We start from the raw sequence: 18049 nt of genomic DNA on the forward strand, positions 1-18049 counted from the left end.
CGCCGCCATGAGCCTCAGAAGCGATAAAGCGCGTTGAGGCTGAACTGGTTGCCGGTGGTGGTCTTGCGATCCGTGCCGTCGCTGGTGGAGTCGAGCTTGTCGTGCATCCATTCGGCGCTGAGGTCATACGAACCGGCGGTGTACTGCAGGCTCAGCGCGGTCTGGCGGTTGCGCAGCAAGCCGGTCGAGCCGTTGCCCATCCAGGCGATCACGTCCTTGCTGTCGGGCCTGCTGTAGGCATAGAACGCATAAAGGCTCCAGTTCGGCGTGAAGCCGTAGCCTGCCTGCACGAAGCCGCCGCTCTCCTTGATGTCGCCGAACTGCGACATCGCGCCGAAGATCTCGCCCAGGCCGTTGCCGGTATAGGCCAGCCCCTTGAAGGTCCACGGGCCGGGTTTCCACTGCCCGCCGATTTCGTAGCCGGTGCTGTTCACGCTGGACTGGATCGGCGTCGGTGCAGTGCCGCCCACGCCGCGCAGGTCGACCTTGCTGTAGTGCGCCGAGAAGTACGCCAGCCAGGTCTTGTCCTGCACGTGCAATCGCGCCTCCACCTGCGGGCGGAAGCCGACGCTGCCGGCGGTGAGGTAGTTGACGTTGTTGCCCGGTCCGCTCCAGGTGCCCTCGAACGCGCCCACGTCGAGCCGCCACTGTGCGCCGGTGCTGCCGTGGTTGAGGTCCTGCATCACCACCACGCCGGGGAAGCGCCAGCCGCCGTAGCCGGAACCGAAGCCGAGCGGGAACGCGATGTGCGCCAGCGAAGTCGGCGAGTTGTCGACCGGGAACATCAGGTCCCACTGCTGGCCGATGCGCACCGTGGTGCCGCTCTCGGGGTTGGTCAGGTCCATGTAGGCCTGGCGCAGGCGCGGGGTCGGCTGCTGCTGGCTGTACGCGCCGGTGCCGTTGAAGCCGCCGAAGAAGTCCATCTCGATGCGCCCGCCGCCGCTCCAGTTGCCGGCGAACTGGGCGCCCTTGAAGTCGAGCCAGAAGCGCGTGTTGCGCACGTCGACGCCGGACAGCGAACCCTTCGAGCCGGGGATCGGGAACAGCGCATTCTGGCCGTTGCCGTAGGTGAAGCTCTTGTCCTGGCTGAACGCGCTGGCGCTGACGAAGCCGTGCAGCGCCACCGAGACGCCCGGCGCGCTGCTGAACACCGGTGCCGCCGGTGCCGGCGCGGCGGCCACGGCCTGCGCCGGTGCCGCGGGCTGGGCGGGCGCGGCCTTCTGTGCCTGGATCATCGCCTTCAATTCGTCCAACTGCTGCTCGAGCTGGGCCACGCGCTGTTCGAGTTGCTGCTCGCGCGTGTCGTTCTGCGCGTGCGCCGCCAGCGGAAACATCAGCGCGCAAGCCACACTCAGGGCAAGCGCGGAACGGTGGTGGGTCTGTCGCGTGGCCATGCGTGCGTCTCCCCGGAAGTCGATGACGGACCGAGCATGGCCATGCTGCAGCGCGCGCGACTATTCGCCATTGGTCGAAGTTCGACCAAAGTCGAGCCGGTGGCGCGGCACCACCTCCGCGACGATCGGGCTACACTCGAATTCCGCACGTCGCCGGGCGTCGAGGCCCGCCGCGACACCCCGCCTCGTCCATCGCGGCACCCGCCAGCAGGAGCCCAGCCATGTCCAAGGTCTACCCGGTCGATCCCTCGTTTGCCGCCGCCTCGCGCCTGCGCCACGACGACTACGAACGCCTCTACGCCGAGTCGGTGAGCGACCCGGAAGGCTTCTGGGCCCGCGTCGGGCAGCGCCTGGACTGGACCAGGCCGCCGACGAAGATCAAGAACGTCTCGTTCGACAAGAACGACCTGCACATCCGCTGGTACGAGGACGGCGAACTCAACGTGTCGGCCAACTGCCTCGACCGCCAGCTGGAAAAGCGCGGCGACAAGGTCGCGATCATCTTCGAGGGCGACGACCCGAAGGACTCGCGCAGGATCACCTACCGCGAGCTGCACGCCGAGGTGTGCAAGTTCGCCAACACGCTGAAGCACCTGGGCGTGGTCAAGGGCGACCGCGTGGCGATCTACCTGCCGATGATCCCCGAGGCGGCGGTGGCGATGCTGGCCTGCGCGCGGCTGGGCGCGATCCACTCGGTGGTGTTCGGCGGCTTCTCGCCCGACTCGCTGGCCGGACGCATCGTCGACTCGCAGGCCAAGGTGGTGATCACCGCCGACGAAGGCCTGCGCGCCGGCAAGCACATCCCGCTCAAGGTCAACGTGGACGCGGCGCTGGAACGCCCCGGCACCAACAGCGTGGAAACCGTGATCGTGGTGCGCCACACCGGCGGTGCGGTGCACATGCAGTCGCCGCGCGACCGCTACTGGCACACGCTGATGGACGGCCAGTCAGCCGATTGCCCGCCGACCCCGGTCGAGGCCGAGCACCCGCTGTTCGTGCTGTACACCTCCGGCTCCACCGGCAAGCCGAAAGGCGTGCAGCACTCCACCGGCGGCTACCTGGTGTTCATCAGCTACACCCACGAGCAGGTGTTCGACCTGCGCGAGGACGACGTCTACTGGTGCACCGCCGACGTCGGCTGGGTCACCGGCCACAGCTACGTGGTGTATGGCCCGTTGTGCAACGGCGCCACCACGGTGATGTTCGAAGGCGTGCCGAACTACCCCGACCACAGCCGCTTCTGGCAGGTGATCGACAAGCACCAGGTCAGCATCTTCTACACCGCGCCCACCGCGATCCGCGCGCTGATGCGCGAGGGCGAGGCGCCGGTGAAGAAGTGCTCGCGCCAGTCGCTGCGCCTGCTCGGCTCGGTCGGCGAGCCGATCAACCCGGAGGCGTGGGAGTGGTACTACCGCGTGGTCGGCGAGGAGCGCTGCCCGATCGTCGACACCTGGTGGCAGACCGAGACCGGCGGCATCATGATCTCGCCGCTGCCCGGCGCGATCGCCACCAAGCCGGGCTCGGCCACGCTGCCGTTCTTCGGCGTGAAGCCGGCGATCGTCGATGCCGAAGGCACCGTGCAGGAAGGCGTGGCCGAGGGCAACCTGCTGATCACCGACTCCTGGCCGGGCCAGGTGCGCACCATCTACGGCGACCACCAGCGCTTCATCGAAACCTACTTCAGCGCCTACCCCGGCAACTACTTCTCCGGCGACGGCGCGCGCCGCGACGAGGACGGCTACTACTGGATCACCGGCCGCGTCGACGACGTGATCAACGTGTCCGGCCACCGCCTGGGCACCGCCGAGGTGGAGAGCGCACTGGTGGCCCATCCGAAGGTGGCCGAGGCCGCCGTGGTCGGCTGCCCGCACGACATCAAGGGCCAGGGCATCTACGCCTACGTCTCGCTGGTGGCCGGCGAGACCGGCAGCGACGAGCTGCGCACGGAGCTGGTGGCCTGGGTGCGCAAGGAGATCGGCCCGATCGCCACGCCCGATTACCTGCAATGGGCCAGCAACCTGCCCAAGACCCGCTCGGGCAAGATCATGCGCCGCATCCTGCGCAAGATCGGCGAGAACAGGCCCGACCAGCTCGGCGACATCACCACCCTGGCCGATCCCGGCGTGGTGCAGAAGCTGGTCGACGAGCGGTTGATCAAATGAGGTGCTAGCAGGAGCGCACCCTGTGCGTGGTGCTTCCCGTCACGTGACGACGAGCGATCACGTACAGAGCGCGCTCCTGCCGTTCCCACGAACCCCATGACCGACATCCTGATCGCCGACGACCACCCGCTGTTCCGCGACGCGCTGCAGCGTGCCGTGCTGACCGCCGTGCCGCAGGCGCGCGTGCACAGCGCCGACAGCGTGCATGCCCTGCTCGGCCTGATCGAACAGTTTCCGGACGCCGAACTGCTGCTGCTCGACCTGCACATGCCTGGCGCGCGCGGCTATTCCGCGCTGGCGCACATCCGCGGCCAGCACCCCGGCCTGCCGACGATCGTGGTGTCCGGCCACGAGGAGGCGCAAGTGGCGCGTCGCGCCCTGGCCCACGGCGCGCTGGCCTACATCCCCAAATCCAGCTCCGGCGAAGAGATCGTGGCCGCCGTGCGCGCCGTGCTCGACGGCGATACCTGGCTGCCGTCGCGCCTGGTCGGCGCCGCCGGTGAACTGGAATCCGGCGAAGCGGCTGCGGCTGCGCAACTCGCCGCGCTGACCCCGCAACAGTTCCGCGTGATGACGATGATCGCCGAAGGCCTGCTCAACAAGCAGATCGCCTGGGAGCTCGGCGTCTCCGAAGCGACCGTGAAGGCGCACATGACCGCGATCATGCGCAAGCTCGGCGTCAACAACCGCACCCAGGTCGCGTTGATTGCCAGCCAGCTGGCCATCGAACCGGAGACGATGCAGCCGCTGCCAGGTGACGAGGACTGAGGTTCGGGATTCGAGGTTCACGACAAGCTGGCGGGCGGTGACCGCCGCTTTTCACCAGGTTCGAAGCCCTGGATTCGCGAATGCACACCACGCACGGCAGCTCTACGTCGTGCTCTTGTCCTCCCGCCTGCGCACCAACGCGGTCAGCAGCGCCCGCAACGCGGCCGGACGCACCGGTTTGTGCAGCAGCGGGTAGCCGAGCGAGCGGGCGCGCTGTTTCAACTCGCTGCTGCCGTCGGCGGTGATCATTGCCACCGGCGGCAGGTCGCCCACGGCGGCGCGCAGTTGTTGCAGGGCCTGCACGCCGTCGAGACCGTCGGCGAGGTGGTAGTCGGCCAGGATCAGGTCCACCGGCCCGCGGGTCAGCACCTCGATCGCCTGCGCCACGTCGACGGCGACGCGGCAATCCACGCCCCAGCGACCGAGCAGGGCACGCATGCCGTCGAGGATGGCCGCGTCGTTGTCCAGGCACAGCACGGTCAGCGGCAACTGCTGGTCGCTGCCCCCATGCTGCACGTGCCGGTGCCGCGGCGGTACCGCGGCGCTGCGCGGCACACTCACCGCGAAGCAGCTGCCGCGGCCGACCCGCGAATGCAGGTCGAGTCGATGATCGAGGATGCCGGCCAGGCGGTCGCAGATCGACAGGCCCAGGCCCAGCCCCTTCTCGCCCCACGGCGACGGTTGTTCCAGTCGCTGGAACTCGTCGAAGATGCGCGCGCGCTGCTCTTCCGCGATGCCGGGGCCGGAATCCCACACCTCGATGCGCACCGTGTCCGCGCCCACCCGCCGCGCGCCGAGCAGCACGCTGCCGGTGCTGGTATAGCGCAGCGCGTTGGAGAGGAAGTTCTGCACGATCCGGCGCAGCAGCTGCGGGTCACTGCGCACGGCCAGCGCGGTCGGCACCACGCGCAGGCGCAAGCCGCGCTGCCGGGCGACCAGGGCGAACTGCGCCTGCAGCGAGTCGAACAGTTCGGCCAGCGTGAACGTGCCCACGTCCGGGTGGTAGCTGCCGGCGTCCAGCCGCGAGACGTCGAGCAGCGCGTCGAGCAGATCCTCGGCGGCACGGAACGAGGCATCGATGCGTTCGGCCAGCCCGCTGGCCTCCGCATCCAGCCCGGGATGCTGGCGCAGCGCCGAGGTGAACAGGCGCGCGGCATTCAGCGGCTGCAGCAAGTCGTGGCTGGCCGCGGCGAGGAAGCGGGTCTTGGAAATGTTGGCGGTCTCCGCCGCGCGGCGCGCCTGCGCGGTGGCCAGCAAGGCGTCGGACAATTCCGCGGTGCGTTGCCCGACGCGCTGCTCCAGCGTCTCGTTCGCCTCGATCAGTGCCTGCTCGGCGTGCTTGTACGCGGTGACGTCGGTGTAGGTGGTGACGTAGCCGCCGCCGGGCAGCGCGCGGCCGCGCATCTCGATCACGGTGCCGTCCGGGCGCACGCGCTGGAACAGGTGCGCCGAGCCGGCCTGCATGTACTGGATGCGCTTGGCCACGTGCGCCTCGACCTCGCCCGGGCCGCATTCGCCGCGCTCGGCGTTCCAGCGGATCAGCTCGGCCACCGGCACGCCCACGTGCACCATGCCGTCGGGGTAGTCGAACAGCTCCAGGTAGCGCCGGTTCCACGCCACCAGGCGCATCCGCGCGTCGACCACGCTGATCCCCTGCGAGACGTTTTCCAGCGTGGTGGACAACAGCTCGCGGTTGAAGCGCAACTCCTGCGAGGCCTCGTCCAGCAGCGCCATCGACTCGGCCAGGTCCAGGCCGCTGCCGGACAAGGCGCTGATCAGGATGCGCCGCGCGTTCGCCGCGCCCACCGCCGAGGCGAGCAGCCGCTCGGTGTACTGGATCAGTGCGCGGTCGGCTGCCTCGCCGGGCTGCAGCGGCTTGCCGCGCCGCTGCGCGTATTCCTCGAACGCACGCGCGCTGCTGCGCTCGCCCACGATGCGCTCGGCGATGGTGCGCAGGTCGGCCACCGCCACCCGGCCGCGCCAGTCGCCGCCGCCGCCGCCGTGGGCCGGGTCGGCCTCCATGAACATCGCCGCGTGCAGGCGCTCCTCCAGGCTGGGCCGCAGGCGCAGCGAGACGAACACCAGGCAGCCGACGTTGACCAGCAGCGACCAGAACGTGCCGTGCATCACCGGGTCCCAGCCACTCAGGTGGAACAGTGCCTGCGGGCGCAGCCAGTCCCAGCCGAACGGGCCTTGCCGCAGCCAGCCATGTGAGCGGATCAGCGCCGGCAGCAGCAAGGTGTACAGCCACACCGCGAAGCCGCCGGCCAGGCCCACCATCACGCCGCGCCGGCTGGCGCCGCGCCAGTACAATGCGGCGATCAGCGCCGGCGCGAACTGCGCCACCGCGGCGAACGCGAGCAGGCCGGTGGCCGCGAGATTTTCCGCGTTCGCGGCGGCCCGGTAGTACGCGTAGGCCATCACCGCCAGCAGCACGATCGCCACCCGACGCACGCCCAGCACCAGCTGCGACAGATCGCTGCGCTGCTCCAGCCGCAAGGCACGGATGCGCAGCAGCGCCGGCATCACCAGATCGTTGCTGATCATCGTCGACAGCGCCACGGCGGCCACGATCACCATGCCGGTGGCCGCCGAGAAGCCGCCGATGAAGGCCAGCAGCGCCATGCCGCGGTCGCCGTACGCCATCGGCAGGGTCAGCACCCAGGCGTCGGCAGCGCCGTCGCGCACCTGCGGCATGTGCGCGCCGGCCGCCACGATCGGCAGCACCGCCACGCTGACGATGACCAGGTACAGCGGCACCATCCAGCGGGCGCGGCCGAGGTCACCGGTGTCCTCGCATTCGACCATGCCGATCTGGAACTGCCGCGGGAGGCAGAACATCGCGCAGAACGCCAGCATCGTCTGCGCCAGGAAACCCGGCGACAGGCCATGGCTCAGCTGGGCAACCGGCAGCTGCACGGTATCGGCCAGCCCCGGCCCCTGCCACAGCGCGTAGCCGGCCAGCGCCACGAACGCCAGCAGCTTGATCAGCGACTCCAGCGCGATCGCCAGCATCATGCCGTGGTGGTGTTCGGTGGCGTCGATGCTGCGCGTGCCGAACAGGATCGCGAACACCGCCAGCAGCGCCGCGCACCACATGGCGCTGTCGATGCCGCCGGCGGTCACCATGCCGTGCCTGGCGCCCCCCAGCACGCCGAACGACATCGCCACCGCCTTGAACTGCAGCGCGATGTACGGCACCACGGCGACCACCGCGATCACGGCCACCAGCGCGGCCAACCCGTGCGACTTGCCGAAGCGCGCGCCGATGAAGTCGGCGATCGAGGTGATGTTGCGCTGCCTCACCGTCTGCACCAGCCGGCGCAGCAGGCCGAAGCCGAACACGAACAGCAGGATTGGCCCGAGGTAGATCGGCAGGTAGGCCAGGCCGTCGCGCGCAGCAGTGCCGACCGCACCGTAGAACGTCCACGACGAGCAGTACACCGCCAGCGCCAGGCTGTAGACGATCGGCCGCAGCCGCGGCTGGCGCGGGTACAGCGGCCGACGATCGCCCGCGTAGGCCACCACGAACAGCAGCCCGACGTACAGCAGCGACACCAGCAGCAGCATCCACCCCTGAATCAATCGAGCGCCTCCGCGGGCAAGCGCCGTACCGGCCGGTACGGCCAGACCACGCTAGCAGAGCCACCGGCCGAAGACGAGAACTGCCCGCTGCCAGCCGGGTTCGCCGCGCGGGCACCCGGGCGGCGGGCCGGCGCCCGGCATCGGCTGCCGGCCACGACGCGCCATTCCAAACGGCCATATAGACGGCCATTTGATTTTGCTTGCGTCTCTTTGCTGCATCGCACTATAGTCGGGACACCCCCTTGTTCCTGGAACCGACCATGGATCAGCCGCGCGCGCAGGGTTTGTACGATCCACGGCACGAGCACGACGCCTGTGGCGTGGGCTTCGTGGCGCACATCAAGGGGCGCAAGAGTCACCAGATCATCGCGCAGGGCCTGCAGATCCTGTGCAACCTGGACCACCGCGGCGCGGTGGGCGCCGACCCGCTGATGGGCGACGGCGCCGGCATCCTGATCCAGCTGCCCGACCAGCTCTACCGCGAGGAGATGGCGCAGCAGGAGATCATCCTGCCGCCGCCGGGCGAGTACGGCGTGGGGATGATCTTCCTGCCCAAGGAACACGCCTCGCGGCGTGCGTGCGAGCAGGAACTGGAACGCACCGTGCGGGCGGAGGGCCAGCGCGTGCTGGGCTGGCGCGACGTGCCGGTCGACCATGCCATGCCGATGTCCGAGGCGGTCAAGGCCAGCGAGCCGGTGATCCGCCAGCTGTTCATCGGCCGCGGTCCGGACGTGATGGTGCCCGACGCGCTGGAGCGCAAGCTCTACGTGATCCGCAAGACCGCCAGCCACGCCATCCGCGCGCTGAAGCTCAAGCACGGGCGCGAGTACTTCGTGCCGTCGATGTCCACCCGCACCGTGGTCTACAAGGGCCTGCTGCTGGCCGGCCAGGTCGGCACCTACTATGCCGACCTCGCCGACCCGCGCGCGGTCTCCGCACTGGCGATGGTGCATCAGCGCTTTTCCACCAACACCTTTCCGGCCTGGGAGCTGGCCCACCCGTACCGCATGGTCGCGCACAACGGCGAGATCAACACGGTCAAGGGCAACGTCAACTGGCTCAACGCGCGCACCGGCGCGATCTCCTCGCCGGTGCTCGGCGAGGACCTGGCCAAGCTGTGGCCGCTGATCTACCCGGGCCAGTCCGACACCGCCTCGTTCGACAACTGCCTCGAACTGCTGACCATGGCCGGCTATCCGCTGGCGCACGCGATGATGATGATGATTCCCGAGGCATGGGAACGTCACACGCTGATGGACGACAACCGCCACGCCTTCTACGAATACCACGCGGCGATGATGGAACCGTGGGACGGCCCGGCCGCCATCGCCTTCACCGACGGCCGCCAGGTCGGCGCCACGCTGGACCGCAACGGCCTGCGTCCGGCGCGCTACCTCATCACCGACGACGACCTGGTGATCCTCGCCTCCGAGGCCGGCGTGCTCGCCGTGCCCGAGCCGCGCATCGTGAAGAAGTGGCGGCTGCAGCCCGGCCGCATGCTGCTGATCGACATGGGGGCCGGCCGCATCATCGAGGACAAGGAGGTGAAGGACCAGTTGGCCAACGCGCGGCCGTACAAGCAGTGGATCGAACACATCCGCATCCGGCTGGACGACCTGCCGGTCGGCCACGTCGAGCCGCCCGCGGGCGAGCAGCTGGTGCAACGCCAGCGCGCGTTCGGCTACACGCTGGAGGACCTGAAATTCCAGTTGCTGCCGATGGCGCACGACGGCCAGGAGGCGATCGGCTCGATGGGCAACGACACGGCGCTGGCGGTGCTGTCGGAGCAGAACAAGTCGCTGTACCAGTATTTCCGCCAGCTGTTCGCCCAGGTCACCAACCCGGCGATCGACCCGATCCGCGAACAGCTGGTGATGTCGCTGGTGTCCTTCATCGGGCCGAAGCCCAATCTGCTGGACATCAACAACGTCAATCCGCCGCTGCGGCTGGAGGTGGCCCAGCCGATCCTCGACGTCGCCGACATGGCGAAGATCCGCAAGATCGGCCGCTACTCCAAGGGCAAGTTCCGCAGCTTCGAGCTGGACATCACCTACCCGGCGGCGTGGGGCAAGCAGGGCATCGAGGCGCGGCTGGCCTCGCTGTGTGCGCAGGCGATCGACGCGATCGGCCAGGGCCACAACATCCTGATCGTGTCGGATCGCCACGCCGATCGCGAGCGCGTGGCGATCCCGGCGCTGCTGGCCACCTCGGCAGTCCACCAGCACCTGGTCAACCGCGGCCTGCGCACCAGCACCGGCCTGGTGGTGGAGACCGGCTCGGCGCGCGAGGTGCACCACTTCGCCCTGCTCGCCGGCTACGGCGCCGAGGCGATCCACCCGTACCTGGCCATGGAGACGCTGGCCCGCCACGCGGCCGACAGCGGCACGATCACCGCGGAGCAGGCGATCGCGCACTACATCAAGGCGATCGGCAAGGGGCTGCAGAAGGTGCTGTCCAAGATGGGCATCTCCACCTACATGTCCTACACCGGCGCGCAGATCTTCGAGGCGGTGGGCCTGAACAGCGAACTGGTGGAGACGTATTTCAGCGGCACCGCCAGCACGATCGAGGGCATCGGCCTGTTCGAGCTGGCGGCCGAGGCGCTGCGCCTGCACGAGACGGCGTGGACCGACGACGCACGTCAGGCACTCGATGGCGGCGGCGAATACGCCTGGCGCGCCGATGGCGAAGCCCACCTGTGGACGCCCGATTCCATCGCCAAGCTGCAGCACGCCACCCGCGCCAACAGCGCGACGACCTATGCGGAATACGCCCGGCTGATCAATGACCAGACGCGCCGCCAGCTGACCTTGCGCGGGCTGTTCGAATTCCGCATCGACCCGGCCGCCGCGATCGCGCTGGACGAGGTCGAGCCGGCGGCGGAGATCGTCAAGCGCTTCGCCACCGGCGCGATGTCGCTGGGTTCGATCTCCACCGAGGCGCACGCCACGCTGGCGGTGGCGATGAACCGCATCGGCGGCAAGTCCAACACCGGCGAAGGCGGCGAGGACGAGGCGCGCTACCGCGACGAGGCGCGCGGCATCGCCATCGGCGAAGGTGCAACGCTGGGCAGCATCCTCGGCGCCGGGCGCATCGAGAGCGACCTCGCCCTCGAACCCGGCGATTCCCTGCGCTCGCGCATCAAGCAGGTGGCCTCCGGCCGCTTCGGCGTCACCGCCGCGTACCTGGTCTCGGCCGACCAGATCCAGATCAAGGTCGCGCAGGGCGCCAAGCCCGGCGAAGGCGGCCAGCTGCCCGGCCACAAGGTGTCCGACTACATCGCGCAACTGCGCTTCTCGGTGCCGGGTGTGGGCCTGATCTCGCCGCCACCGCACCACGACATCTACTCGATCGAGGACCTGGCCCAGCTGATCCACGACCTGAAGAGCTGCAATCCGCAGGCGTCGATCTCGGTGAAGCTGGTGTCCGAGGTCGGCGTGGGCACGGTCGCCGCCGGCGTGGCCAAGTGCAAGGCCGACCACGTGGTGATCGCCGGCCACGACGGCGGCACCGGCGCCTCGCCGTGGTCGTCGATCAAGCACGCCGGCACGCCGTGGGAACTGGGCCTGGCGGAGACCCAGCAGACCCTGGTACTGAACCGGCTGCGCGGACGCATCCGGGTGCAGGCCGATGGCCAGATGAAGACCGGCCGCGACGTGGTGGTCGCCGCCCTGCTCGGCGCCGACGAGTTCGGCTTCGCCACCGCGCCGCTGGTGGTGGAAGGCTGCATCATGATGCGCAAATGCCACCTCAATACCTGCCCGGTGGGCGTGGCCACGCAGGACCCGGTGCTGCGGCGCAAGTTCGCCGGCAAGCCCGAGCACGTGGTGAACTTCTTCTTCTTCGTGGCCGAGGAGGCGCGCGCGATCATGGCGCAGCTTGGCATCCGCCGCTTCGACGAACTGGTCGGCCGCACCGACCTGCTGGACGTGCGCCAGGGCATCGCGCACTGGAAGGCGCGCGGGCTCGACTTCAGCCGCGTGTTCCACCGCCCGGCGGTGCCTGCCGACGTGGCCTGGCGCCACATCGACGAGCAGGACCACGGCCTCGCCCGTGCGCTCGACCACGCGCTGATCGACAAGGCGCGCGCTGCGCTGGAGCAGGGCGAACGCTGCAGCTTCATCGTGGCGATCCGCAACACCGACCGTTCGGTCGGCGCGATGCTGTCGGGTGCGCTGGCGCGCCGCCACGGCCACGCCGGCTTGCCGGACGACAGCATCCACGTGCAGCTCGACGGCGTGGCCGGGCAGAGTTTCGGCGCGTTCCTGGCGCGCGGCATCACCTTCGACCTGGTCGGCGAGGCGAACGACTACGTGGGCAAGGGGCTCTCCGGCGGCCGCATCATCGTGCGCTCGCCGAACGACTTCCACGGCTTCGGGCCGGAACACATCATCGCCGGCAACACCGTGCTGTACGGCGCCACCGGTGGCGAGGCGTTCTTCAACGGCGTGGCCGGCGAACGCTTCGCCGTGCGCAACTCCGGCGCTACCGCGGTGGTGGAGGGCGTCGGCGACCACGGCTGCGAATACATGACCGGCGGCACCGTGGTGGTGCTGGGCGAGACCGGGCGCAACTTCGCTGCCGGCATGTCCGGCGGCGTGGCCTACCTGTACGACCCGGACGTGCAGTTCCAGACCCGCTGCAACCTCGCGATGGTGGCGCTCGAACCGCTGCTCTCCACCGTCGAGCAGGAACTGCGCGTGCCGCGCGAACTCTGGCATGCGCCGGTGCGCGGCGCCTCCGGCGAGACCGACGAGGCGATCCTGCGGCGTCTGCTGGAAGCCCATTTCCGCGCCACCGGCAGCTTCCGCGCCAAGGCGATCCTGCACGACTGGATCAATGCGCGCACGCACTTCGTCAAGGTGATGCCGCACGAGTACCGGCGCGCACTGGGCGAAGCAGGCCGGGCAGCAGTGGCGCCCGGCACACGAGCCATCACGGCCTGAGCGGCCGGGGAGACAGCGATCATGGGCAAGATCACCGGCTTTCTCGACTACCCCCGCGTGCCGGAACCCGGCGAGGCGCCGAACCTGCGCAAGCGCCACTGGCGCGAGTTCACCCCGCAACTGGATGATGCCGCCGCGGCGATCCAGGCCGCGCGCTGCATGGATTGCGGCATCCCGTTCTGCCACCAGGGCTGCCCGGTCAACAATGTGATCCCGGACTTCAACGACCTGGTCTACCGGCAGGATTGGCAACGCGCGATCGAGGTGCTGCATTCGACCAACAACTTTCCCGAGTTCACCGGCCGCATCTGCCCGGCGCCGTGCGAGGCGGCGTGCACGCTGAGCATCAACAGCGACGCGGTGGGCATCAAGTCGATCGAGCACAAGATCATCGATAAAGCGTGGGAGGAAGGCTGGGTGCGCCCGCAGCCGGCGGCGCGACGCACCGGCTGGAGCGTGGCCGTGGTCGGCTCCGGCCCGGCCGGGCTGGCCGCCGCGCAGCAGCTTGCGCGCGCCGGCCACGCCGTCACCGTGTTCGAGAAGAACGATCGCATCGGCGGGCTGCTGCGCTACGGCATCCCCGACTTCAAGTTGCAGAAGGAACACATCGACCGCCGCCTCGAGCAGATGCGCGCCGAGGGCGTGCAGTTTCGTCCCGGCGTGTATGTCGGCAGCGTCGCCGACGCGAAGAGCGGGCAGAGCGCGCTGACGCCAGGGCAGTTGCAGCAGGAGTTCGACGCGGTGGTGCTGGCCGGGGGTGCCGAGACCCCGCGCGACCTGCCGCTGCCGGGCCGCCAACTGGACGGCGTGCATTTCGCGATGGATTTCCTTCCGCTGCAGAACCGCGTGCTGGCCGGCGACACGCTGGCCTCGCAGATCCTCGCCACCGACAAGCAGGTGGTGGTGATCGGCGGCGGCGACACCGGCTCGGATTGCGTGGGCACCTCCAACCGCCAGGGCGCCGCGGCGATTACCCAGTTCGAGTTGCTGCCGCAGCCTCCCGCGCAGGAGAACAAGCCGTTGACCTGGCCGTACTGGCCGGTCCGCCTGCGTACCTCCAGCTCGCACGAGGAGGGCTGCCAGCGCGACTGGGCGGTGGCCACCAAGCGCTTCAACGACGACGGCAAGGGCCGCGTGCGCAGCCTGACTGCGGTACGCCTGCAGTGGCACGAGGGCCGCATGAGCGAGCTGCCGGGCAGCGAGTTCGAGATCGAGGCGGATCTGGTCCTGCTGGCGATGGGCTTCGTCTCGCCGGCGCAGGCCGTGCTCGACGCCTTCGGCGTGGACAAGGACGCGCGTGGCAACGCCGGCGCTGCCGTCGACGGCAGCGCCGCCTACCGCACCAGCATCGACAAGGTGTTCGCCGCCGGCGACATGCGCCGTGGCCAGTCACTGGTGGTCTGGGCGATCCGCGAAGGTCGCCAGTGCGCGCGCGCGGTGGACGAATTCCTGATGGGGTCGTCGAACCTGCCGCGTTGACGACCCGGCAAAGGCACCGGGCGCTTGTGGTGCCGCGCGGCGGACCGCACCATGCACAAGATGACCAGCCCGCTCCCGCCCGACCCCGTCGCTGCCGCCGCACAGCTGGATGACCAGGCGATCCATGTCTGGCATCTCGACTATCGCCGCGGCCCGGGTCGACGCCCGCTGCTGCGGTTGCTGGCGATGTATCTCGGCGTCGACGCCGGCGAATTGAGCCTGGTGGAGGATGCGCACGGCCGCCCAAGGCTCGATCGACGCCACGGCCAGGTGCTGGATTTCAACTGGTCGCACAGCGGCGAGCATGCGCTGGTGGCGATCGCCCGCGGCATCGCGCCGGGGATCGACATCGAGCGCCGGCGGGCCCGGCCACGGGCGCTGGTACTGGCGCGGCGCTTCTTCGACGAGGCGGAGGCGGCGGCGCTGGCCGCCTTGCCCGAAGGCGCGCGCGACGAGGCGTTCCTGGCGTTGTGGACGGCCAAGGAGGCCGTGCTCAAGGCCCACGGACGCGGCATCGGCTATGGTCTGCAGCGATTGCGCGTGGCGGTACCGCCGCAGCGATTGCAGCTGTTGCACTTCGAGAACGAAGACATCGCGGCCTGGCAGTTGCAGCCGCTCGATGTCGCGCCGGGGCTGATCGCCGCGCTGGCCTGGCGAGGCGCGCCGCGCGAGGTGCACTCGGCCACCGTCCCGGCCGGCATGCTTGCCGACACCGCGTGATCGGCGCACTGTCACGGGTCGGCGCGGCGCGATCCCGTGCCGGCCGGCCGAAACCCCTTGTCCCGGAGTGGCTCCCGCGATGACCCTGCTCAGCGTCAACCTCAACAAGATCGCCGTCCTGCGCAACTCCCGCGGCGGCAGCAGTCCCGACATCTGCCGTGCCGCGCAGACCTGCATCGAGGCCGGTTGCGGCGGGATCACCGTGCACCCACGCCCGGACCAGAGACACGTGCGGCCGGACGACGTGCTCGCGCTGGCCGCGATGCTGCGCGGGCGGGTCGAGTACAACATCGAGGGCAATCCGTTTGCCGCGGCGCGGGGCGACTACCCCGGCCTGATCGAGCTGGCACGCCGGGTGCGGCCCACCCAGGTGACCCTGGTGCCGGACAACGATGGCCAGATCACCTCCGACCACGGCTTCGACCTGCGCCAGGACATGGCCCGCCTGCGACCGCTGGTCGGCGAATTGAACGAACTGGGTTGCCGGGTCAGCCTGTTCGTCGACGCCGGCAGCCAGGACTTCGACCTCGCCGCGGTGATCGGCGTGCAGCGCATCGAGATCTACACCGGGCCCTACGCCCGGGCTTTCGCGGACGGCGATCCGGCCGCGGCGCTGGCAGCGTGCGCGAGCACCGCCCGGCGCGCGCAGCAGGCGGGTCTGGCGGTGAACGCCGGACACGACCTCAGCCAGGCGAACCTCGGCACCTTCAGGGCGGCAATCCCCGGTCTCGCCGAGGTGTCGATCGGCCACGCGCTGATCGGCGAAGCCCTGTACGAGGGACTCGCCACCACCGTGCGGCACTACCTGCAGATCCTGCGCTGAGCGTATTCGGCTGCCGTCAACAAGCAAAAGGCCCCGTCGAAGCGGGGCCTTTTGCTTGCATCGTTGTTGCGCTGGAGGTCAGCGTGCTTCGTTGAAACCGATCTTCACCAGGTTGTAGCTCTTGGCGTCGGCCAGCACCCGGGCCACGTACTCGTAGGCCACGTGGTCATCGGCGGCGATCTGGATCTCCGGCTGGTTCGGCAGCGACTGCTGACCGATCACCGCCAGCTGCGCCTTCAGCCCCAGTTCGTCAACCGGCGTACCGTTCCAGTAGAACGCACCGCTCTGATCGATCTTCAGATTGATCGGGCTGGGCGGATTGGAGGGCGGGATCACGTCCTTGTTCGGCTGCGGCAGATCGACCTCGATCTTGTGAGCCAGGATCGGCGCGGTGATCATGAAGATGATCAGCAGCACCAGCAGCACGTCGACCAGCGGCGTGACGTTGATTTCCGCCATCGCACCTGCGCTGGCCTTGGTTGAAATGGCCATCTCAATTATCCCTTCGGTGCGTCGGTGGTCATGAAGGCGACGTGCACCATGCCCGAACCCTTCGCATCGCTGATGATCTTCTTCACCACCATGAACTGCACTTCGCGATCGGCACGGATCTGCAACTGGGGCTGCGGCGTCAACTGCGCTTCCACCAGCAGCTTGGCGCGCAACTCGGCATCCGTCACCGGCTGATCGTTCAGGTACATGCTGCCGTCTACCTTGATCGCCAGGTCCAGCGGCGGCGTCTTCAGATCCGGCGTCTTGGCGTTCGGGTTGGCGATGGGCAAATCGATCGTGACCGAGTGCGACATCAGCGGAGCGGTGATCATGAAGATGATCAGCAGCACCAACATCACGTCGACCAGCGGCGTGACGTTGATTTCCGACATCGGACCCGTGGAATCACCACCTAGGCTTACGGCCATGGGTCAATCCCTCACTTCGTGCTTTCGATGCGCGAACCGGTTGCAAAGAAATCATGCAGGTCGTTCGCGAACTCGTCGAAGCGGGCGTAGACCACGCGGTTCGAGCGATTGAAGAAGTTGTACGCGAACAATGCCGGGATAGCCGCGAACAGACCGAAGGCGGTCATGATCAGCGCCTCGCCCACCGGGCCGGCCACCGCGTTCATCGAGGCGTTGCCGGTGGCGGCAATGCCGATCAGGGCGTGGTAGATGCCCCACACCGTGCCGAGCAGACCGACGAACGGCGCCGCCGAACCCACCGTGGCGAGCAGGGTCATGCCGCCTTCCAGACGCATGCTCTCGCGAGCCACGGCCTGGCGCAGGGCGCGGTCGATGAACTCCGAGCGGCTCAGCGACTCGGCCAGGCGACCGGTGGTGCCGGTGGTGCTCTGCTGGTGATGCGCCATCGCCGAAGCGGCTTCCAGAGCGATCTTGGAGAACGGCTCGCTCTTGGGCTGTGCTTCCAGTTCACGGATGGCGTCCTGGGTCGAACCATTGCCCCAGAAGCCATCGATGACCTTGTCGGCCCGTGCCTTCACGGTGGCATTGCGAATGCCGTTGGCAATGATGAAGTACCAGGACAGGAACGACATGGCGACCAGGGTCACGAAGACCACCCAGCCGAGCCAGTCGAAGTTCTGCATCAGGTTCTCGAAGCCCATCTGTTTCATGGCTTCGGCGTTGGTGTTGCCGGTTGCAGCAGGAGTCTGAAGGAACATAACGCTACCCTAGAAAAGTCAAGCGTGAACTGTGACCGTAATCGACTGTAGCCCGATTACAGCGGGTTGAAGTGGTTATCTCTAGCCACTGAGATTGAAGTTGATGGGGACACGAGCATAGCCCTCCACTTTCTTGCCGGCCTTCACCTCCGGATTGAACTTCCAGTGGCGCATGACCCAGTCCTTGGCCGCTCGATCCAGCTCGCGATAGCCGCTGGATTTCTCCACCTCGACGGACTTTGGCGATCCGTCCAGGCCAACCAGGATCAACAGGACCACCGTGCCCTGATGGCGCTGGCGGGCAGCTATCGGCGGATAGGGCGGGCTCGGACGGGTGCCGTAGCTCAGATCCGAACCGGCCGCGATGTCCGGCGGCGGCGCCGGCGGCGCCGGCGGCGCCGGCGGCGGGGCCTGCACCGCATTCGCGGAAACCTCGGTCACCGGCGGCGGTGGGGCCGGCGGTGACCGAGGTTTCCGCGAATGCGGTGCAGGCC

12 protein-coding genes are annotated in these 18049 nt (G+C 68.8%); 6 read left to right on the plus strand and 6 right to left on the minus strand.

Annotation, left to right across the window (positions count from 1 at the left end; translation table 11 throughout):
* Positions 1–14: 14 nt before the first annotated feature.
* Positions 15–1394, minus strand: a complete 1380-nt coding sequence (locus B1991_RS15195; RefSeq protein WP_136259521.1) for a porin family protein — start codon at positions 1392–1394, stop codon at positions 15–17.
* Positions 1395–1615: 221 nt separating this feature from the next.
* On the opposite strand from B1991_RS15195, the gene acs reads away from it, so the two are divergent.
* Both acs and B1991_RS15205 read left to right on the plus strand, forming a co-directional pair.
* On the plus strand, positions 1616–3556 hold the full coding sequence (acs, locus tag B1991_RS15200; protein ID WP_136259522.1) for an acetate--CoA ligase: 1941 nt from the start codon (positions 1616–1618) through the stop codon (positions 3554–3556).
* A gap of 96 nt (positions 3557–3652) precedes the next feature.
* On the plus strand, positions 3653–4324 hold the full coding sequence (locus B1991_RS15205) for a response regulator transcription factor (protein WP_136259523.1): 672 nt from the start codon (positions 3653–3655) through the stop codon (positions 4322–4324).
* A 102-nt stretch (positions 4325–4426) separates the two neighbouring features.
* Here the strand turns inward: B1991_RS15205 and B1991_RS15210 are convergent, their stop codons facing one another.
* Complete coding sequence (locus B1991_RS15210) at positions 4427–7909, minus strand: hybrid sensor histidine kinase/response regulator (protein WP_210772151.1); 3483 nt, start codon at positions 7907–7909, stop codon at positions 4427–4429.
* Positions 7910–8169: 260 nt separating this feature from the next.
* Here B1991_RS15210 and B1991_RS15215 point away from each other — a divergent pair, with 260 nt between their 5' ends.
* The 4 genes from B1991_RS15215 (at position 8170) to B1991_RS15230 (ending at position 15877) form a co-directional block, all read left to right on the plus strand.
* On the plus strand, positions 8170–12855 hold the full coding sequence (locus tag B1991_RS15215; protein WP_136259524.1) for a glutamate synthase-related protein: 4686 nt from the start codon (positions 8170–8172) through the stop codon (positions 12853–12855).
* A gap of 21 nt (positions 12856–12876) precedes the next feature.
* On the plus strand, positions 12877–14334 hold the full coding sequence (locus tag B1991_RS15220; protein WP_136259525.1) for a glutamate synthase subunit beta: 1458 nt from the start codon (positions 12877–12879) through the stop codon (positions 14332–14334).
* A 51-nt stretch (positions 14335–14385) separates the two neighbouring features.
* Positions 14386–15054 carry a 4'-phosphopantetheinyl transferase family protein gene (locus tag B1991_RS15225; RefSeq protein ID WP_246031196.1) on the plus strand — a complete coding sequence of 223 codons (669 nt, stop codon included), beginning with the start codon at positions 14386–14388 and terminating at the stop codon, positions 15052–15054.
* A gap of 79 nt (positions 15055–15133) precedes the next feature.
* The gene (locus B1991_RS15230) at positions 15134–15877 is read left to right on the plus strand and encodes a pyridoxine 5'-phosphate synthase (protein WP_136259526.1); all 744 of its coding nucleotides are present in this window, start codon (positions 15134–15136) and stop codon (positions 15875–15877) included.
* Positions 15878–15955: 78 nt separating this feature from the next.
* Here the strand turns inward: B1991_RS15230 and B1991_RS15235 are convergent, their stop codons facing one another.
* From B1991_RS15235 to B1991_RS15250, 4 genes are all read right to left on the minus strand, one after another.
* Complete coding sequence (locus B1991_RS15235) at positions 15956–16369, minus strand: ExbD/TolR family protein (protein ID WP_136259527.1); 414 nt, start codon at positions 16367–16369, stop codon at positions 15956–15958.
* Between the two features lie 5 nt (positions 16370–16374).
* Positions 16375–16797, minus strand: coding sequence for an ExbD/TolR family protein (locus B1991_RS15240; protein WP_136259528.1), 423 nt, complete (start codon positions 16795–16797; stop codon positions 16375–16377).
* Between the two features lie 11 nt (positions 16798–16808).
* On the minus strand, positions 16809–17555 hold the full coding sequence (locus B1991_RS15245) for a MotA/TolQ/ExbB proton channel family protein (RefSeq protein ID WP_136259529.1): 747 nt from the start codon (positions 17553–17555) through the stop codon (positions 16809–16811).
* An 81-nt stretch (positions 17556–17636) separates the two neighbouring features.
* On the minus strand, positions 17637–18049 hold a 413-nt coding region (locus B1991_RS15250; RefSeq protein ID WP_136259530.1), incomplete at its 5' end, for an energy transducer TonB.

The sequence above is a fragment of the Rhodanobacter lindaniclasticus genome (assembly GCF_004799035.1).
In the GTDB taxonomy this organism is placed as follows: domain Bacteria; phylum Pseudomonadota; class Gammaproteobacteria; order Xanthomonadales; family Rhodanobacteraceae; genus Rhodanobacter; species Rhodanobacter lindaniclasticus.